Annotated in this window: 16 protein-coding genes and 1 pseudogene; 8 read left to right on the top strand and 9 right to left on the bottom strand. The window is 72.6% G+C overall.

Annotated features, from left to right (window positions below; genetic code table 11):
- Positions 1–81 precede the first annotated feature (81 nt).
- From V2W30_RS08055 to V2W30_RS08045, 3 genes are read left to right on the top strand one after another with little or no spacing between them, the layout of a single operon-like run.
- A complete protein-coding gene (locus tag V2W30_RS08055; protein ID WP_338694828.1) occupies positions 82–846 on the top strand; it encodes an SDR family oxidoreductase in 765 nt (254 codons plus the stop codon).
- Positions 828–2,519: a class I adenylate-forming enzyme family protein gene (locus tag V2W30_RS08050; protein ID WP_425244503.1), complete on the top strand. Its 1,692-nt coding sequence runs from the start codon at positions 828–830 to the stop codon at positions 2,517–2,519. The genes V2W30_RS08055 and V2W30_RS08050 overlap by 19 nt, the downstream gene beginning before the upstream one ends.
- A gap of 17 nt (positions 2,520–2,536) precedes the next feature.
- Entirely contained in the window at positions 2,537–3,142 is a 606-nt protein-coding gene (locus tag V2W30_RS08045) for a TetR/AcrR family transcriptional regulator (protein WP_338694824.1), read from the top strand.
- On the opposite strand, the gene V2W30_RS08040 is transcribed toward V2W30_RS08045, so the two are convergent.
- Complete coding sequence (locus V2W30_RS08040) at positions 3,081–4,001, bottom strand: LysR family transcriptional regulator (RefSeq protein ID WP_338694823.1); 921 nt, start codon at positions 3,999–4,001, stop codon at positions 3,081–3,083. The genes V2W30_RS08045 and V2W30_RS08040 overlap by 62 nt on opposite strands.
- A gap of 76 nt (positions 4,002–4,077) precedes the next feature.
- On the opposite strand from V2W30_RS08040, the gene V2W30_RS08035 reads away from it, so the two are divergent.
- Positions 4,078–4,224 (top strand): hypothetical protein, encoded by a 147-nt coding sequence (locus V2W30_RS08035; protein WP_338694822.1) that lies wholly within the window; start codon positions 4,078–4,080, stop codon positions 4,222–4,224.
- Between the two features lie 29 nt (positions 4,225–4,253).
- Here V2W30_RS08035 and V2W30_RS08030 read toward each other — a convergent pair whose 3' ends face one another.
- From V2W30_RS08030 to V2W30_RS08000, 7 genes are all read right to left on the bottom strand, one after another.
- Positions 4,254–5,468 (bottom strand): acyl-CoA dehydrogenase family protein, encoded by a 1,215-nt coding sequence (locus V2W30_RS08030; RefSeq protein WP_338694819.1) that lies wholly within the window; start codon positions 5,466–5,468, stop codon positions 4,254–4,256.
- Between the two features lie 8 nt (positions 5,469–5,476).
- Positions 5,477–6,514, bottom strand: a complete 1,038-nt coding sequence (locus tag V2W30_RS08025) for a phosphotransferase family protein (RefSeq protein WP_338694817.1) — start codon at positions 6,512–6,514, stop codon at positions 5,477–5,479.
- Positions 6,515–6,689: 175 nt separating this feature from the next.
- Complete coding sequence (locus tag V2W30_RS08020; RefSeq protein ID WP_338694815.1) at positions 6,690–6,986, bottom strand: hypothetical protein; 297 nt, start codon at positions 6,984–6,986, stop codon at positions 6,690–6,692.
- Positions 6,987–7,086: 100 nt separating this feature from the next.
- Complete coding sequence (locus V2W30_RS08015; protein ID WP_338694813.1) at positions 7,087–7,407, bottom strand: DUF202 domain-containing protein; 321 nt, start codon at positions 7,405–7,407, stop codon at positions 7,087–7,089.
- A gap of 2 nt (positions 7,408–7,409) precedes the next feature.
- Positions 7,410–7,802: a YidH family protein gene (locus V2W30_RS08010; RefSeq protein ID WP_338694811.1), complete on the bottom strand. Its 393-nt coding sequence runs from the start codon at positions 7,800–7,802 to the stop codon at positions 7,410–7,412.
- Positions 7,803–7,823: 21 nt separating this feature from the next.
- Positions 7,824–8,330, bottom strand: a complete 507-nt coding sequence (locus V2W30_RS08005; protein WP_338703525.1) for an NUDIX hydrolase — start codon at positions 8,328–8,330, stop codon at positions 7,824–7,826.
- 76 nt (positions 8,331–8,406) lie between these two features.
- Positions 8,407–9,297: a DMT family transporter gene (locus V2W30_RS08000; protein ID WP_338694810.1), complete on the bottom strand. Its 891-nt coding sequence runs from the start codon at positions 9,295–9,297 to the stop codon at positions 8,407–8,409.
- Between the two features lie 379 nt (positions 9,298–9,676).
- Here V2W30_RS08000 and V2W30_RS07995 point away from each other — a divergent pair, with 379 nt between their 5' ends.
- The 4 genes and pseudogenes from V2W30_RS07995 to V2W30_RS07980 all read left to right on the top strand — a co-directional run bounded on the left by V2W30_RS07995 (position 9,677) and on the right by V2W30_RS07980 (position 13,646).
- Entirely contained in the window at positions 9,677–10,657 is a 981-nt protein-coding gene (locus V2W30_RS07995) for a hypothetical protein (protein ID WP_338694809.1), read from the top strand.
- A 39-nt stretch (positions 10,658–10,696) separates the two neighbouring features.
- Entirely contained in the window at positions 10,697–12,238 is a 1,542-nt protein-coding gene (locus V2W30_RS07990; RefSeq protein WP_338694807.1) for an APC family permease, read from the top strand.
- A gap of 184 nt (positions 12,239–12,422) precedes the next feature.
- Positions 12,423–13,075, top strand: a pseudogene (locus V2W30_RS07985) (molybdopterin-dependent oxidoreductase).
- On the top strand, positions 13,059–13,646 hold the full coding sequence (locus V2W30_RS07980) for a cytochrome b/b6 domain-containing protein (protein ID WP_338694805.1): 588 nt from the start codon (positions 13,059–13,061) through the stop codon (positions 13,644–13,646). Before V2W30_RS07985 ends, V2W30_RS07980 begins: the two are co-directional and overlap by 17 nt.
- Before the next feature lie 25 nt (positions 13,647–13,671).
- Here the strand turns inward: V2W30_RS07980 and V2W30_RS07975 are convergent, their stop codons facing one another.
- Complete coding sequence (locus tag V2W30_RS07975) at positions 13,672–14,679, bottom strand: aldo/keto reductase (RefSeq protein ID WP_338694803.1); 1,008 nt, start codon at positions 14,677–14,679, stop codon at positions 13,672–13,674.
- Between the last annotated feature and the right edge of the window lie 97 nt (positions 14,680–14,776).

Genomic DNA, 14,776 nt, shown 5'->3' with positions numbered 1-14,776 from the left:
GGAGCCGTTGCGGCGAGGTCGGGGCCGAGCCGAAACCGGGCAGAGCCGAAGCCGAAGCCGAAATCGTGTCGAAGGAGACCGATGGTGGAGAGTGTGCAGGGGCAGTCAGTCGTCGTCACGGGCGCCGGGGGCGGCATCGGAGCCGCCATCGCCCGCAGATTCGCGGCCGCCGGAGCCCGCGTCGTCGTCAACGACCTGGACGCCGACAAGGCGAAGGCCGTCGCCGACGAGCTCGGCGCCACGGCCGTCCCCGGTGACGCCTCCGCGATCATCGAGGAGGCCCGGGACGCCCTCGGCGGCACCGTCGACGTCTACTGCGCCAACGCCGGCCTCGCCTCCGGCGGCACCGAGGCCGCCGACGAGCAGGTGTGGGCCGCGGCCTGGGACGTGAACGTGATGGCGCACGTCCGCGCCGCGCACGCGCTGATCCCCGGCTGGCTGGAGCGCGGCAGCGGCCGCTTCGTCTCCACCGTCTCGGCCGCGGGCCTGCTCACCATGGTCGGCGCCGCCCCGTACAGCGTCACCAAGCACGGCGCGTACGCCTTCGCCGAGTGGCTCTCGCTCACGTACCGGCACCGCGGGATCAAGGTCCACGCCATCTGTCCGCAGGGCGTGCGCACCGACATGCTGACCGCGGCGGGCTCCGCCGGTGACCTGGTGCTCGCGCCGACCGCGATCGACCCCGAGGACGTCGCCGAGGCCCTCTTCGCGGGGATCGCCGAGGACCGCTTCCTGATCCTGCCGCACCCCGAGGTCGCCGGGTACTACGCGGCCCGCGCCGCCCAGCCCGACCGCTGGCTGTCGAACATGAACCACATCCAGCAGAAGTGGGAGGCGGCCCGGTGAGCGACACCACCCAGGAATCGATCTACGCGGCCCGGCCCTGGCTCGGCGTCCTCAACGACGCGCAGAAGGCCCCGGTGGACCCCGCGCCCACCGTCGTCCACGCCTTCGCCGACGCGGTGCGCCGCGCCCCCGACCGCACCGCCCTCGCGTACTTCGACGGCCGCCTGACCTACGCGGAGGTCGACGCCCTCTCCGACTCCGTGGCCGGTCACCTCGCCGCTCGCGGCCTGGAGCGCGGCGACCGCGTCGCGATCATGCTGCAGAACTCGCCGCACTTCGTGCTCGCCCTGCTCGGCGCGTTCAAGGCCGGCGCCGTCGTCGTCCCCGTGAACCCGATGTACAAGTCGGGTGAGGTCGGGCACGTCCTGCACGACGCCGAGGTGACCGCGCTGGTCTGCTCCGACCGGGCCTGGGAGGCGTACCTGCGCGAGACGGCCGCCGACTCACCCGTACGGATCGTGCTCACCGCCTGCGAACTCGACCTCCAGACGCGCGGCGACGAGCGGGTCCTGAACTTCGCGCGGGTCACCCCAGAGGCCACCGACGCCGACGACCTCGTGCGCGTGGCCCGCGCGGGCCACAAGACCCCCGACGACCGGGAGCCCGCCGCCGCCGACATCGCGCTCATCAGCTACACCTCCGGCACGAGCGGCACCCCGAAGGGCGCCACCAACCTGCACGGCAACATCACGTACAACGCGGAACGCCAGCGCACCGGCCTCGGCCTGCCCGAAGGCGCCACCTACTTCGCGCTCGCGCCGCTCTTCCACATCACCGGCATGGTCTGCGAACTCGTCGCCTCCTTCGCCAACGCGGGCACGCTCGCCCTCGCCTACCGCTTCGAGCCGGGCGTCGTCCTGGACGCGTTCGCCGAGCACCGGCCCGCCTACACGGTCGGCCCGTCCACCGCGTTCATGGCCCTCGCCGCCCAGCCGCAGGCGACCCGCGAGCACTTCGCGTCGTTCTCGTCGATCTCCTCCGGCGGCGCCCCGGTGCCGCCCGCGCTGGTCGAGAAGTTCCGCGACGCGTTCGGCCCGTACATCCACAACGGCTACGGACTCACCGAGTGCACCGCGCCCTGCGCGTCCGTGCCGCCGGGGGTCGAGGCGCCCGTCGACCCGGTCTCGGGCACCCTCGCGGTCGGTGTCCCCGGCCCCGACTCGGTCGTCCGCATCGTCGACGACCTCGGCGACGACGTGCCCTTCGGCGAACAGGGCGAGATCGCGGTCCGCGGCCCGCAGGTCGTGCCCGGCTACTGGCGCCGCCCCGACGCCACCGCCGAGGCCTTCCCCGACGGCGAGCTGCGCACCGGCGACATCGGCTTCATGGACGCGAACGGCTGGCTGTACGTCGTCGACCGCAAGAAGGACATGATCAACGCGTCCGGCTTCAAGGTGTGGCCGCGTGAGGTCGAGGACGTCCTCTACACGCACCCCGCGGTCCGCGAGGCGGCCGTCGTCGGCATCCCGGACGCGTACCGCGGCGAGAGCGTCAAGGCGTACGTGAGCCTGCGCCCCGGCGCCGACGCGAGCCCCGAGGAACTGTCCGCGTACTGCAAGGAACGCCTGGCCGCGTACAAGTACCCCCGTGAGGTGGAGGTCCTGCGCGAGCTGCCCAAGACGGCGAGTGGGAAGATCCTCCGGCGGGAACTGCGTTCCCCGGCACAGGCATAGACGCATCGGAAAGGCAGGTGGCGGCAGTGGCCAGGACCACGACGGACGGCGACGGCACGCCCGTCCCGCAACGACTCCTCGCGGCCGCCACCCGGCTGTTCGCCGAGCAGGGCTACGACCGCACGTCGGTGCAGGAGATCGTGGAGGCGGCCGGCGTCACCAAGGGCGCGCTCTACCACTACTTCGGCTCGAAGGACGACCTCCTGCACGAGGTGTACGCGCGCGTGCTGCGGCTCCAGCAGGAGCGGCTCGACGCGTTCGCCGACGGGTCCGAGCCGATCGAGCAGCGGCTGCGCGGGGCGGCGGCGGACGTCGTCGTCACCACGATCGAGAACCTCGACGACGCGTCGATCTTCTTCCGCTCCATGCACCACCTCAGCCCGGAGAAGAACAAGCAGGTACGGGCCGAGCGGCGCCGCTACCACGAGCGGTTCCGGGCCCTGATCGAAGAGGGCCAGAAGGCGGGCGTCTTCTCCACCGAGACCCCGGCCGACCTGGTGGTCGACTACCACTTCGGCTCGGTCCACCACCTGTCGACCTGGTACCGCCCGGACGGGCCGCTCACCCCTCAGCAGCTCGCCGACCAGCTGGCGGACCTGCTGCTGCGGGCGCTGCGTCCGTGAATCTGCGCAGCAGCGCCCCGGCCGCCGGATTGCGCGGCCGGGGCGCCCGCCCCGCGAGGACGACGGCCCGGCCCGGCTCGGGCTGCCGGATGGTCACGCACGGCAGCCCCGCCGCCTCACCGATCCGCCGGGGCACGATCGCGACGCCGATCCCGGCCCGTACGAGATCCACGAGCAGCCCGATCTGTGTCACGTCACAGGTGATGCGCCGCTCCAGGCCGCAGTGCGCGGCGAGCCTGCGGACCGCCGTCTCCAGTCCCGTACCGGCCTTGAAGTCGACGAACGGCTCGTCCGCGAGATCGCTCATGAGGGTCCGCCCCGCCCGCGCCAGCGGATGCCCCGGCGCGGTCACCAGGACGAGCTCCTCCCGCCAGGTCCCGAACACGGCCAGCCCGTCCGGGAGTTGACGGGCATCCGGCGCGAGGAACGCCAGATCGAGCTCGCCGGCCCGCAGCCCCTCGATCAGCTCCTCCACGGGACTCTCGCGCACGGACACCTGGATGCCGGGCAACTCCTGGTGGAACGCGGCGAGTTCGGCCGCGAGGTCCACGCAGGTCAGGGTCTGGATGGTGCCGATCGCCACCCGTCCCGTACCGAGCCCGGTCACCCGGGCCACGGACTCCTTCGCGGCGGCGGCCCCGGCCAGCAACTGCCGCGCCTGCGGCAGCAGCGCCCGACCGGCCTCCGTGAGCACGACCCGGCGGCCCGTCCGGTCGAACAGCTCCGCGCCCAGTTCGCGCTCCAGGTTCCGGACCGACGTACTGAGCGCGGACTGCACGATGAGCTCGGTGCGGGCCGCGGCCGTGAAACCGCCCTCGTCGACGACCGCCACGAAGTGGCGCAGCTGGCGTATCTCCACCCATCGATTCTATCGATGGGTCCGAGCGAAACGATCTGTTGGACCGGGCGCCCGAGGCGGCGGGAGGCTGGCGGCCATGGACCACGTACCCGTCCTCTGGACCGCCGCGTACGCCCCGCACCACCCGCGCCTGCTGCGGGCGGCGTCCCGCGGACTCCTGCGTCTGCGCTGCTTCCTGCGCAGGCTCGCCCTGGCCGATCACACCATCGGCGGAGGGTACTAGCGGGGGCCGCGGGTGCCGACCGGTGACCTCTAGAGGTACGTCTTCAGCTCCCGCCGGGCCAGCGACCGCTGGTGCACCTCGTCCGGGCCGTCGGCCAGGCGGAGCGTGCGCGCCCCGGCCCACAGCTCGGCCAGGGGGAAGTCCTGCGAGACGCCGCCCGCGCCGTGCAGTTGCACGGCCTTGTCGATGATGTCGACGACCGTGCGCGGGGTCGCGATCTTGATGGACTGGATCTCCGTGTGGGCGCCGCGGTTGCCCACGGTATCCATCAGCCAGGCCGTCTTGAGGACCAGCAGACGCAACTGCTCGACGGCGACCCGGGCGTCGGCGATCCACTCCTGCACGACACCCTGCTGGGCCAGCGGCTTGCCGAACGCGGTACGGGCCACGGCCCGCTTGCACATCAGCTCGATCGCCCGCTCGGCCATGCCGATCAGGCGCATGCAGTGGTGGATCCGGCCGGGGCCGAGCCGGGCCTGGGCGATACCGAAGCCGCCGCCCTCCTCGCCGACCAGGTTCGACACCGGGACGCGCGCGTGGTCGAAGACGACCTCGGCGTGGCCGCCGTGCCAGTGATCCTCGAAGCCGTACACCGTCATCGCCCGGCGCACCTCGACCCCCGGGGTGTCGCGCGGCACCAGGACCATGGACTGCTGGCGGCGGATGTCCGCACCGTCCGGATCGGTCTTGCCCATCACGATGAAGATCTTGCAGTCCGGGTTCATGGCACCCGAGATGTAGAACTTGCGGCCCGTGATGACGTAGTCGTCGCCGTCGCGCTCGATGTGCGTCGTGATGTTGGTGGCGTCGGAGGAGGCGACCTCCGGCTCGGTCATCGCGAACGCCGAACGGATCTCCCCGGCGAGCAGCGGCTCCAGCCACTGCTTGCGCTGCGCCTCGGTGCCGAACTGCGCGAGCACCTCCATGTTCCCGGTGTCCGGGGCGCCGCAGTTGACGGCCGTGGGCGCCAACTGCGGGCTGCGGCCGGTGATCTCGGCCAGCGGCGCGTACTGGAGGTTGGTGAGCCCGGCTCCGTGCTCGGCGTCCGGCAGGAACAGGTTCCACAGGCCCTGCTTGCGGGCCTCGGCCTTCAGCTCCGCCACCACGGCCGGGGTCTCCCACGGCGAGCCGAGCGCCGCGCGCTGCTCGGCGGCGACGGCCTCCGCCGGGTACACATGCGTGTCCATGAAGGTGAGCAGCCGCTCCCGCAACTCCTCCGTACGCGCGTCGAATGCGAAGTCCATGATGGGGATCAGCCTTCCTGAAGACCCTGAAGGGTGGTGAGACCGTGCTCGATGAAGACGGGGACCAGCTCGCCGATCCGGTCGAATCCGGCGCCGACCGTCTGACCGAGCGTGTACCGGTAGTGGATGCCCTCGAGGATCACCGCGAGCTTGAACCAGGCGAACGCCGTGTACCAGGCGATCGCGGACACGTCGCGCCCCGAGCGCGCGGCGTACCGCTCGACCAGCTCGGCGGGGGACGGATGCCCGGGGGCCGTGGCGGTCGTGGAGATGGGGGAGTCCGGCAGTTCGAGCGGCGCGCTGTACATCACCAGCAGGCCCACGTCCGTGAGCGGATCGCCGAGCGTCGACATCTCCCAGTCGAGGATCGCCTTGATGCGGTCGGCGCCGTCGGGATCCTGCCGTACGAGGACGTTGTCGAGGCGGTAGTCGCCGTGCACGATCGTCGGCGCGGGGGAGTCCGGGAGGGTACGGGCGAGCGACGCCTGCAACTCGTCGATCCCCTTGAGGTCGCGGTTGCGGGACGCGTCGAGCTGCTTGCCCCAGCGCCTCAACTGCCGCTCCAGGAAGCCCTCGGGGCGCCCGAAGTCGCCGAGCCCGACCGCCGCCGGGTCGACCGCGTGCAGATCGACGAGCGTGTCCACGAGCCCGAGCACGGCGGCCCGGGTCCGCTCGGCGCCGAGCGGCGCGAGCTCCTCGGCGGTCCGGTACGGCGTCCCGTCCACGAACTCCATGACGTAGAACGGCGCGCCCAGCACGCTGTCGTCCTCGCACAGCAGCAGCGGCTCGGGCACCGGCACCTTCGTCGGGTGCAGCGCGGCGATCACCCGGTGCTCGCGCTTCATGTCGTGCGCGGTCGCCAGGACGTGGCCGAGCGGCGGCCGCCGCACCACCCACTTCGTGGTCCCGTCGGTCACCCCGTAGGTGAGGTTCGACCGCCCGCCCTCGATGAGCCGCCCGGACAGCGGGCCGCCGACCAGACCGGGCCGCTCACGGTCGAGGTGCGTGCGCAGCTGATCGAGGTCGAGGCCTGGGGGGTGACTCATCGCGGTCCTCCGGGGGCGAGTGGCAGGGTGCCACTCATCATGCCGACCAGTCGGTATGTCGTCCAGTGGATGGGCGAAACGTGATCGTCATTACGTGCCTACGGTGCCCGGTCGCCGGGACGAGCGAAAGGGCCCGGCAGCGAGTGCCGGGCCCTGTGCGCGTATCTCCACGGGATCAGTGGTCGTCCCAGTGTCCGTCGTGCTCCGCGTGCCGGTGGCCGTCGTGGACGTAGTCGACGTGATCGCCGTGCGGGACCGCCTGGTGCCCGCAGTCGGCGCCGTGCCGGTGCGCGTGCTCCGCGTGCGTGACGTGGCCGCCGGGCTCGCACTCGTCCCAGTGTCCGTCGTGCTCGGCGTGCAGGTGCCCGTCGTGCGCGTAGTCGACGTGGTCCCCGTGGCGCACCGCCGGGTGCCCGCAGGACGGGCCGTGGGTGTGCTCGTGGACGGGGTGCTCCTGGTGGAGGGTGGTCATGGTGCTCACCTTCGGTGACGGCCGTGGCTGACCGCGTCAGGCTAGCCCGGAATGTCCGGAAGGCCGCGCTCTGGCGCCCGCGTGACTCTTTGTCGGATCGTCACACCACGAGCGCCGCCGCGAACACCGCCATCGCGACCACGCACAGCGCCGCCGTCGTCGCCCCGCGCCGGGACATCGGCGGCGGCTCGGACTCGTTCAGGGCCAGGCCCGTGATCCGGCGGTGGGCGACCGCGAGGAACCCGAGCCAGACCAGCATCACCAGCGCCGACGCGACGACCCCGAGCGTCCGTCCGCCGGAGCTCTGGAGCGCGGCCTTCACGGCGAGCACGGCCGCGACGGTGCACGACAGCGTCGTACGGCGCCACGCGAGCCGCGTCCGCGCCGGCTGGAGCCCCGGGTCGCGCACCGCCCCGCTCACGGCTAGCCCTCCCAGCCGACGAGCACCACGAGGACCATGGCGATGGCCACCAGGGCGACCACCAGGCTCAGCAGCGCCGGGAACCGGGACACCGGCAGGTCCTCGCCGCGCCGCATCGCCCGCTCGCAGCGCACCCAGTGGCTCACGGCCCGCAACGAGCACAGCACACCAGCGGCGAGCAGCGCGAGGGCGAGCCCGACCCGCCAGCCCCAGCGCAGATCGGGCAGGAACTGGTCCACGGCGAACCCGCCGCCGATCAGCGCGAGCGCCGTGCGCACCCACGCCAGGAAGGTGCGCTCGTTGGCCAGCGAGAAGCGGTAGTCGGGCGTGTCACCCTCGTCCCTGATCCGCTCGGGCGCGAACCAGAGCCGGACGGTGCGTGCGAATTCGATCACCCGCAGGACATTACCCGCGCACTACCCGTGCTTCTTCCAGCGCTCGTACGCCGCGAGACCGTCCGGCGTCCACTCCCACTCGCCGATCCTGCGCTCCAGCTCGTCCCGGCTCAGGAACGCGTGCCAGTCGATCTCCTCGGCCTGCGGGTGCACCGGGGTGTCGACCGTCACCTCGTACACGTACGACCACCAGGACCCGCCGCCGTCGTCCTCGTACAGGAACTTGAACAGGGGCCTCGGCCGCGGCAGTCCGGTGACGCCGAGCTCCTCCTCGGCCTCGCGCAGGGCCGCCTCGTCGTACGACTCGCCCGCGCCGACGACCCCGCCGACGAACATGTCGTACATCCCGGGGAAGGCGAGCTTGGTCGTCGTCCGGCGGTGCACGAAGACCCGGCCCTGCGGATCGGTGGCCAGGATGAACGCGCACCGGTGCCGCAGGCCCTTCGCGTAGACCTCACCGCGAGGGACCTGGCCGATGACGCGGTCCTGCTCGTCGACGATGTCGAGGATCTCTTCGGCGGGATTCACGGGAGTCATGGGGGCGAGGCTACGCGCCGCGTACGACACGACCGGCGTCCGCCGGACCGGTGGCGCGGCCCGGGGATCAGACGCCGGCCCCCGCGCGATCCCGGTCCCGCGCGACAGCGCCCGGCATCGCCGGGTGCAGCCCGAGGAGCACCACGCCCACCACGATCCCGGCGAGCCCCGCCGCCTCCCAGGCCAGGGCCCCGGTGTCCGTGCGCAGCCGGTCGCCCAGGAAGCCCACGCCGCAGGCGATCCCGGCGAGCGGCTGCGCCGCCGTCAGCGCGGGCAGCGACATCCGCAGCGGCGCCGTCTCGAACGCGCTCTGCACGAGGACGAGCCCGGTCACCCCGAGGGCGACGACCGCGTACGGCTGCCAGCCGGTGAGAAGTTCCGTCAGGCCGCCCGCGCCGAACCGCTGCCCGCTCACCCGGGTCAGCGCGTCCTGCACCCCGTACAGCAGGCCCGCCGCCACGGCGAGCAGGACCGGGCCCGCGCTGAGCCGGGACCGCTTGGCGAGCGCCGCGAGGAACAGGGCCCCGCCGACCATCACGCCCACGATCAGCCAGTGCCGCAGCGGGTCGGCGACCGCGCTGCCGCCGTGCGGCCGGCCCGCGACGATGAACGCCGTGACGCCGCCCGCGAGCAGCAGCAGCCCGGCCCAGCCCTGGCGGCCGAGGGGCTGTCTCGTCCGGTGGCGGGAGAGGGCGAGCGCGAAGAGCAGGTTCGTGGCGAGGAGCGGTTCCACCAGGGTGACCTCGCCGTGGGCGAGCGCGACGGCGCCGAGGACCATGCCGCACACCATCAGGCCGATGCCGGCCAGCCAGCCGGGCACCCGCACCAGGTCGACCAGGAGCCGCGGGGAGAGGAAGTCGCCGAGCGGCGCCCGCCGGGCCGCGTTCTGCTGGAGGACGAACCCCGCGCCCAGGCAGCAGGCGGCGCTCACGGCGAGGACGAGAACGAGAACCGACACGCTGCGCACCTCGGACGGCTGCTGGATCGGGCAGGGGTGGTGGTATGGGGCTGACGATAGCGCCCCGGGCCGCCTACCGCTCCACGAGCGCCCCGCACGAGTGGTCCGACACGTGACCGCGACTTACTCGTGTCGCTCGGACAACGCCGCTGCTCAAGAGTGGGGTTGACGAGCGGGACGGGCGAACTCGGTTGCGATCGGCACCAGTTGGTGAATCCCGTCACCCGGCGGCCCTTGACGTGGAGCCCTCCGTACCGCTTTGCTGTGCGTGATCATTCGCCCGGCCGCGCAGCGTCGCGCCGTCGGAGCCGTCATGCTCCGCCCCACCTGCTTGCGTACCCCCCACCGAGATCTGAACAGTCGTAGAGGAACCGCCGCGGTGACCCCACCCCCGCCTCCCCTCGGGCGCTCCCGCAAGAAGAAGGCCGCGCACTCCGCGGGCACCGGCGATCCCGCACTCGACGACCCCGCGCTCGTCGCCGCCCGCACCGCGCTCGCGCAGGGCCGCTGGACCGAGACCCGGACCCTGCTCGCCGCCACCGGGGACGACTGGGACCGGCGCGGGCACCGGATGACGGTCCTCGCGCAGGAACCCACGGTGACCGCCTGGGTGCGCGACTGGCACCTCGCCGAACCCGAGTCGACCGACGCGCCCGTGCTGCTCGCCTGCGCCGCCGTGTACCGCGCCATCGCCGGCAAGGAGCGCCCCGACACGGCCCGCGACGCCTGCCTCGACGCGGCGTCCCTGGTGCCGGACGACCCCACGCCCTGGCTCGGACTGCTGATCCTGGAGCGGGAGTTGGGCCGCGAGGAGGACGTCGTACGGCTCTTCGACGAGGTCCGCCACCGCCACCCCGGGCACCATCACGCGCACCACCTGATGATCGCCAGGCTCGCCGAGCGGCGCCCCGAGGCCGGTCAGGACCCGTTGCACGAGGTGTACGACTTCGCGGCCTGGGCGGCCGAACAGGCGCCGCCCGCATCGCCGTTGGCGGTCCTGCCGGTCGTCGCCCACGCCGAGCGCTACCGCGTCCTCGCGACGGCGGGCAGCGAACCCGATGATCCGAAGGCCTCCGGGCACTGGACCGGGCGGCGGGCCCGGCTGGTCATGAAGGCCGCCTTCGACTGGTGGCTGGAGTGGGGCGACCCGCACGAGCGGGCCGGCGTCACGCACCCGCGCGGCCGCATCGACCTCAACTTCCTCGCCCACGCCAAGTACTGCGAGGGCCGTCCCGCCGAGGCGGCCGCCCTGTTCCACCGCATCGGCCGCCATGTCACCCCGGCCCCCTGGTCGTATCCGGACCGGGACCCGGACGAAGCGTTCCGCGCCGCGCGCAGTGCCGCGCTCGGCTCGGCGTGACCACTTCAGTGAGCACCCACGGGAAGGGACAACCCCGCGATGACGACGGGTAGTTCGAGCGCGACCGGCAGAGCAGTCGGTGACGAGCCGGGCATCAGCACGTATCTGGGCGAGGAGAGCGCGCTGCGCGCCGGACGGCTCGGCACGGCGGGGCTGCTCCTGTCCGTGCTCGCCGCGACCGGGCCGCTGATGGTCGTCGCGGGCGTGATGCCGACGACGTACGCGGTGATGGGTGTCGTCGGCCAGCCCCTGCTCTTCCTCATCCTCGGCGTCGTCCTCGCCCTCTTCAGCGTGGGCTACGCGGAGATGAGCCGGCACGTGCACAACGCGGGCGCGTTCTACGCGTACATATCCCGCGGGCTCGGCCCGACCGCCGGCGCCGCCGCGGCCCTGGTCGCGCTCGTCGCGTACAGCGTCCTCCAGGTCGGCATCTACGGCATGTTCGGCTTCGAGGTCGCCTCTCTCGCGCAGCAGTACCTCGACATCGAACTCGCCTGGTGGATACCGGCGTTGCTGGCCGTCGTCGCGGTCGGCGTGCTCGGTCTGCTGAAGATCGACGTGAACGCGAAGGTCCTCGGCGTGCTGCTCCTGATCGAGGTGGCCGTCGTGGTCGTCTTCGACATCGCGGCGATCGGCGACCCGGGCCCCCAGGGCCTGTCCCTGCACGCCTTCGACCCGGGCACGCTGTCCGGCGTCGGCCTCGGCACGGCCCTGTGCTTCTGCATCGCCGGGTTCACCGGCTTCGAGCAGGCGCCGGTCTACGCCGAGGAGACCAGCCGCCCGCACATCCTGGTGCCCCGCGTCATGTTCCTGGCGGTCGGCGGCGTCGCCGTCTTCTTCGCCATCAGCTCCTGGGCGCTGACCGTCGCCACCGGGCCCGCCTCGATCGTGGGCGCGGCACAGAAGCAGTCGGCCGGCCTGCTGTTCGGGCTGACGGAGGACCGGCTCGGCGGCACGTTCACCGACATCGTCCACGTCCTGTTCGTCACCGGGATGTTCGCGGCGCTGCTCTCCTTCCACAACGTCGTCGCGCGGTACGCGTTCGCGATGGGCCGCGAGGGGCTGCTGCCGGCGCGGTTCGGCCGCACCCACTCGGGCACCGGGGCGCCGGGCACGGGCTCCGTCCTCCAGTCGGTCGTCTCCCTGGTGGTCGTCGCCGGGTTCGCGATCGCCGACGACGGTGTCGCCGGGGACCCGACGACACCGGTCCTGCACCTGTTCACGTGGGGCGGCAACGTGGGCGCGCTCGGCGTCATCCTCCTGATGGCCACGGCGTCCCTCGCCGTCATCGTCTTCTTCGTGAAGCGCGGCGCGGCGGGCGCGCAGCTGTGGCGCATCGTCTGCTCCGGCCTCGCGGGCCTCGCCCTGCTGGTCATCGCCGGATACACCGTCAAGGACTTCGACGTCCTGGCCGGCTCGGGCCCCGACTCCGCCCTGAACTGGATCCTCCCGGGCATCATCGCCGTCGCCGCGCTCGTCGGCGTCGCGTACAGCGTCGTGCTCCGCGGCCGCAACCCGCAGGCGCACGCCCGGATCGGCCTCGGCAACGAGGCGTTCCAGCTGGAGAAGAAGGCGAGCTGACGCACCCGCGAAGCCGCGGTGGGGCCGCACGGCCGGGCCCAGGAGATGACGAATTGCTGACGGAGGCCGGCGGACGCTGGCCTCCGTCCTCCGTGAGTGCTCGAATCGAGGCGTGACCCCGCACCCCGCACCCCGGCCCGACCGGGAACCCGGCGCGCCCGTGGGCCGCCGGGTGATCCTCGGCATGCTGGGCGCGGCCGCGCTCGGCGCGGCCGCCGCCCCGCGCTCCAGGACGCCTTCGAAGGCGTCGCCCAGAAGGACCCCACCGGCCTCACCGACCTGCTCCCCAACGGCGGCGGCTTCCGCTACTACTCCGTCGCCGCCTCCGTCCCGCACACGTCCGCGCGGGACTACCGCCTCACCGTCGACGGCCTGGTCGAGCGCCCCGCCTCCTACACGCTCGCCGCCCTGCGCGCGCTGCCCCAGACCCGCCTCGTCCGCGACGTCCAGTGCGTCACCGGCTGGCGCGTCCCCGGAACGCCCTTCGAAGGCGTACGGCTCTCGCGGATCCTGGATGCCGCGGGAGTGCGACCGACCGCCAGGGCCGTACGGCTGACCTGCTGCGACGGCACGTACAGCGAGAGCCTCACCCTGCGACAGGCCCGTCGCGCGGACGTGTTGGTCGCGCTGCGGATGCGGGACGAGGATCTCGCGCACAGCCACGGCGGCCCGGTGCGGCTGTACGTGGCGCCCATGTACTTCTACAAGTCGGCCAAGTGGCTCTCCGGGATCGAGGTCACCGACCGTGTCAGGCCCGGCTACTGGGAGGAGCGGGGATACGACGTCGACGCCTGGGTCGGCCGGTCGAACGGGCGGGGCGATGAACCCACGAGTTGAACGGTTCACCCGCGCCGAGCGCTGGGTCCATTTCACGACCGCCGCGCTCATGGGCGTCTGCGTCGCCACCGCCGCCTGCCTGTACCTGCCCCAGCTCGCCGAACTCGTCGGCCGCCGCGACCTCGTCGTCCGGCTCCACGAGTGGGCGGGACTGCTGCTGCCCGCGCCGTTCCTGCTGGGCCTCGCCTCCCGCGCCTTCCGCACCGACCTGCACCGCCTCAACCGCTTCGGGCCCCGCGACACGGCGTGGCTGCGCGCGACGCTGCGACGGCGTCCGGGGCGCACCGCGGGCAAGTTCAACGCCGGGCAGAAACTGTGGGCCGCGTGGCTCGCGGGCGCCGTCCTCGTCATGCTCGGCACCGGCCTGCTGATGTGGTTCACGCATCTCGCCCCGCTGGCCTGGCGCACCGGCAGCACCTTCGTGCACGACTGGCTGTCGCTCGCGCTCGGCATCGTGATCGCCGGCCATATCGGCATGGCGGCCGGCGACCCCGAGGCCCGCGCGGGCATGCGCACCGGATTCGTCCGGCGCGACTGGGCCGAGCGCGAGCACGGCGAATGGCTTCAGTGACGTAGGAGCGCAGACGGCCCGCACGTCACCAGGCGAACGCCTCCGGCGACGGTCCCGGTCCGGGGAAGATCTCGTCCAGGGCCGTCAACAGGCTCTCGGGCAGCTCCAGTTCGAGCGCCCGCAGCGCCGAGTCCAGCTGCTCCCGCGTCCGCGGACCCACGATCGGACCGGTCACCCCGGGCCGGGTGAGCAGCCACGCCAGGGCCACCTCGCCGGGCTCGAACCCGTGCTCCTCGACGGCCTTCTCGTACGCCTCGACCTTCGCCCGCACCTGAGGGTCGGCCGTGCCGTCGGCCGATCGGCCCATCAGGGTGCGCGAGCCGACGCCTTCGCGCTGCTTGCGCAGGGCACCGCCGAGCAGGCCCTGGTGCAGCGGAGACCAGGGGATCACGCCGACGCCGTACTCCTGCGCGGCCGGGAGCACCTCCATCTCGGCGCGCCGCTCGAAGAGGTTGTAGAGGCACTGCTCGCTGACCAGGCCGACGCGGCCGTGGGCCTTCGCCACCTCGTTGGCCTGGGCGATCTTGTAGCCGGGGAAGTTGGAGGACCCCGCGTACAGGATCTTGCCCTGCTGGATCAGGACGTCCATCGCCTGCCAGATCTCGTCGAACGGGGTGTCCCGGTCGACGTGGTGGAACTGGTAGATGTCGATGTGATCGGTCGCGAGGCGCCGCAGCGACGCGTCCACGGAGCGGCGGATGTTGACGGCGCTGAGCCGGGTGTGGTTGGGCCAGCCCGTCGAGCCGGGCGCTGTGCCGTTCTCCATGTTCCCGTACAGCTTCGTGGCGAGGACGACCTTGTCGCGCCGGTCGCCGCCCTGCGCGAACCAGGACCCGAGAATGCGCTCCGTGGCGCCCCGCTCCTCGGCCGTGCCGTAGATGTTCGCGGTGTCGAAGAAGTTGACGCCCGCGTCGAGCGCGGCGTCCATGAGGGTGTGACTGGTCTTCTCGTCGGTCTGGCCGCCGAAGTTCATCGTGCCGAGCACGAGTCGGCTGACCTTGAGTCCGGTGCGTCCGAGCTGGGTGTATCGCATGGGCGCACAGTCAACGTGTTGGAGTGCTCTCGAAGTCAAGGGTCCGTGCGCCGTGCACGGACCCTTGATCTTCTCTTGACCTCTACGGAAGCGGCCG

The sequence above is a fragment of the Streptomyces sp. Q6 genome (assembly GCF_036967205.1).
Taxonomy (GTDB): Bacteria; Actinomycetota; Actinomycetes; order Streptomycetales; family Streptomycetaceae; genus Streptomyces; species Streptomyces citrinus.
Note: the sequence above shows the minus strand (reverse complement) of the source record. Positions and strands in the feature narration are given on the sequence as shown.

Coding starts and splice junctions, on each gene's coding strand:
- V2W30_RS08055 (WP_338694828.1), top strand. CDS start 82: ATGGTGGAGAGTGTGCAGGGGCAGTCAGTCGTCGTCACGGGCGCCGGG.
- V2W30_RS08035 (WP_338694822.1), top strand. CDS start 4,078: ATGGACCACGTACCCGTCCTCTGGACCGCCGCGTACGCCCCGCACCAC.
- V2W30_RS08030 (WP_338694819.1), bottom strand. CDS start 5,468: ATGGACTTCGCATTCGACGCGCGTACGGAGGAGTTGCGGGAGCGGCTG.
- V2W30_RS08025 (WP_338694817.1), bottom strand. CDS start 6,514: ATGAGTCACCCCCCAGGCCTCGACCTCGATCAGCTGCGCACGCACCTC.
- V2W30_RS08020 (WP_338694815.1), bottom strand. CDS start 6,986: ATGACCACCCTCCACCAGGAGCACCCCGTCCACGAGCACACCCACGGC.
- V2W30_RS07990 (WP_338694807.1), top strand. CDS start 10,697: ATGACGACGGGTAGTTCGAGCGCGACCGGCAGAGCAGTCGGTGACGAG.
- V2W30_RS07980 (WP_338694805.1), top strand. CDS start 13,059: ATGAACCCACGAGTTGAACGGTTCACCCGCGCCGAGCGCTGGGTCCAT.
- V2W30_RS07975 (WP_338694803.1), bottom strand. CDS start 14,679: ATGCGATACACCCAGCTCGGACGCACCGGACTCAAGGTCAGCCGACTC.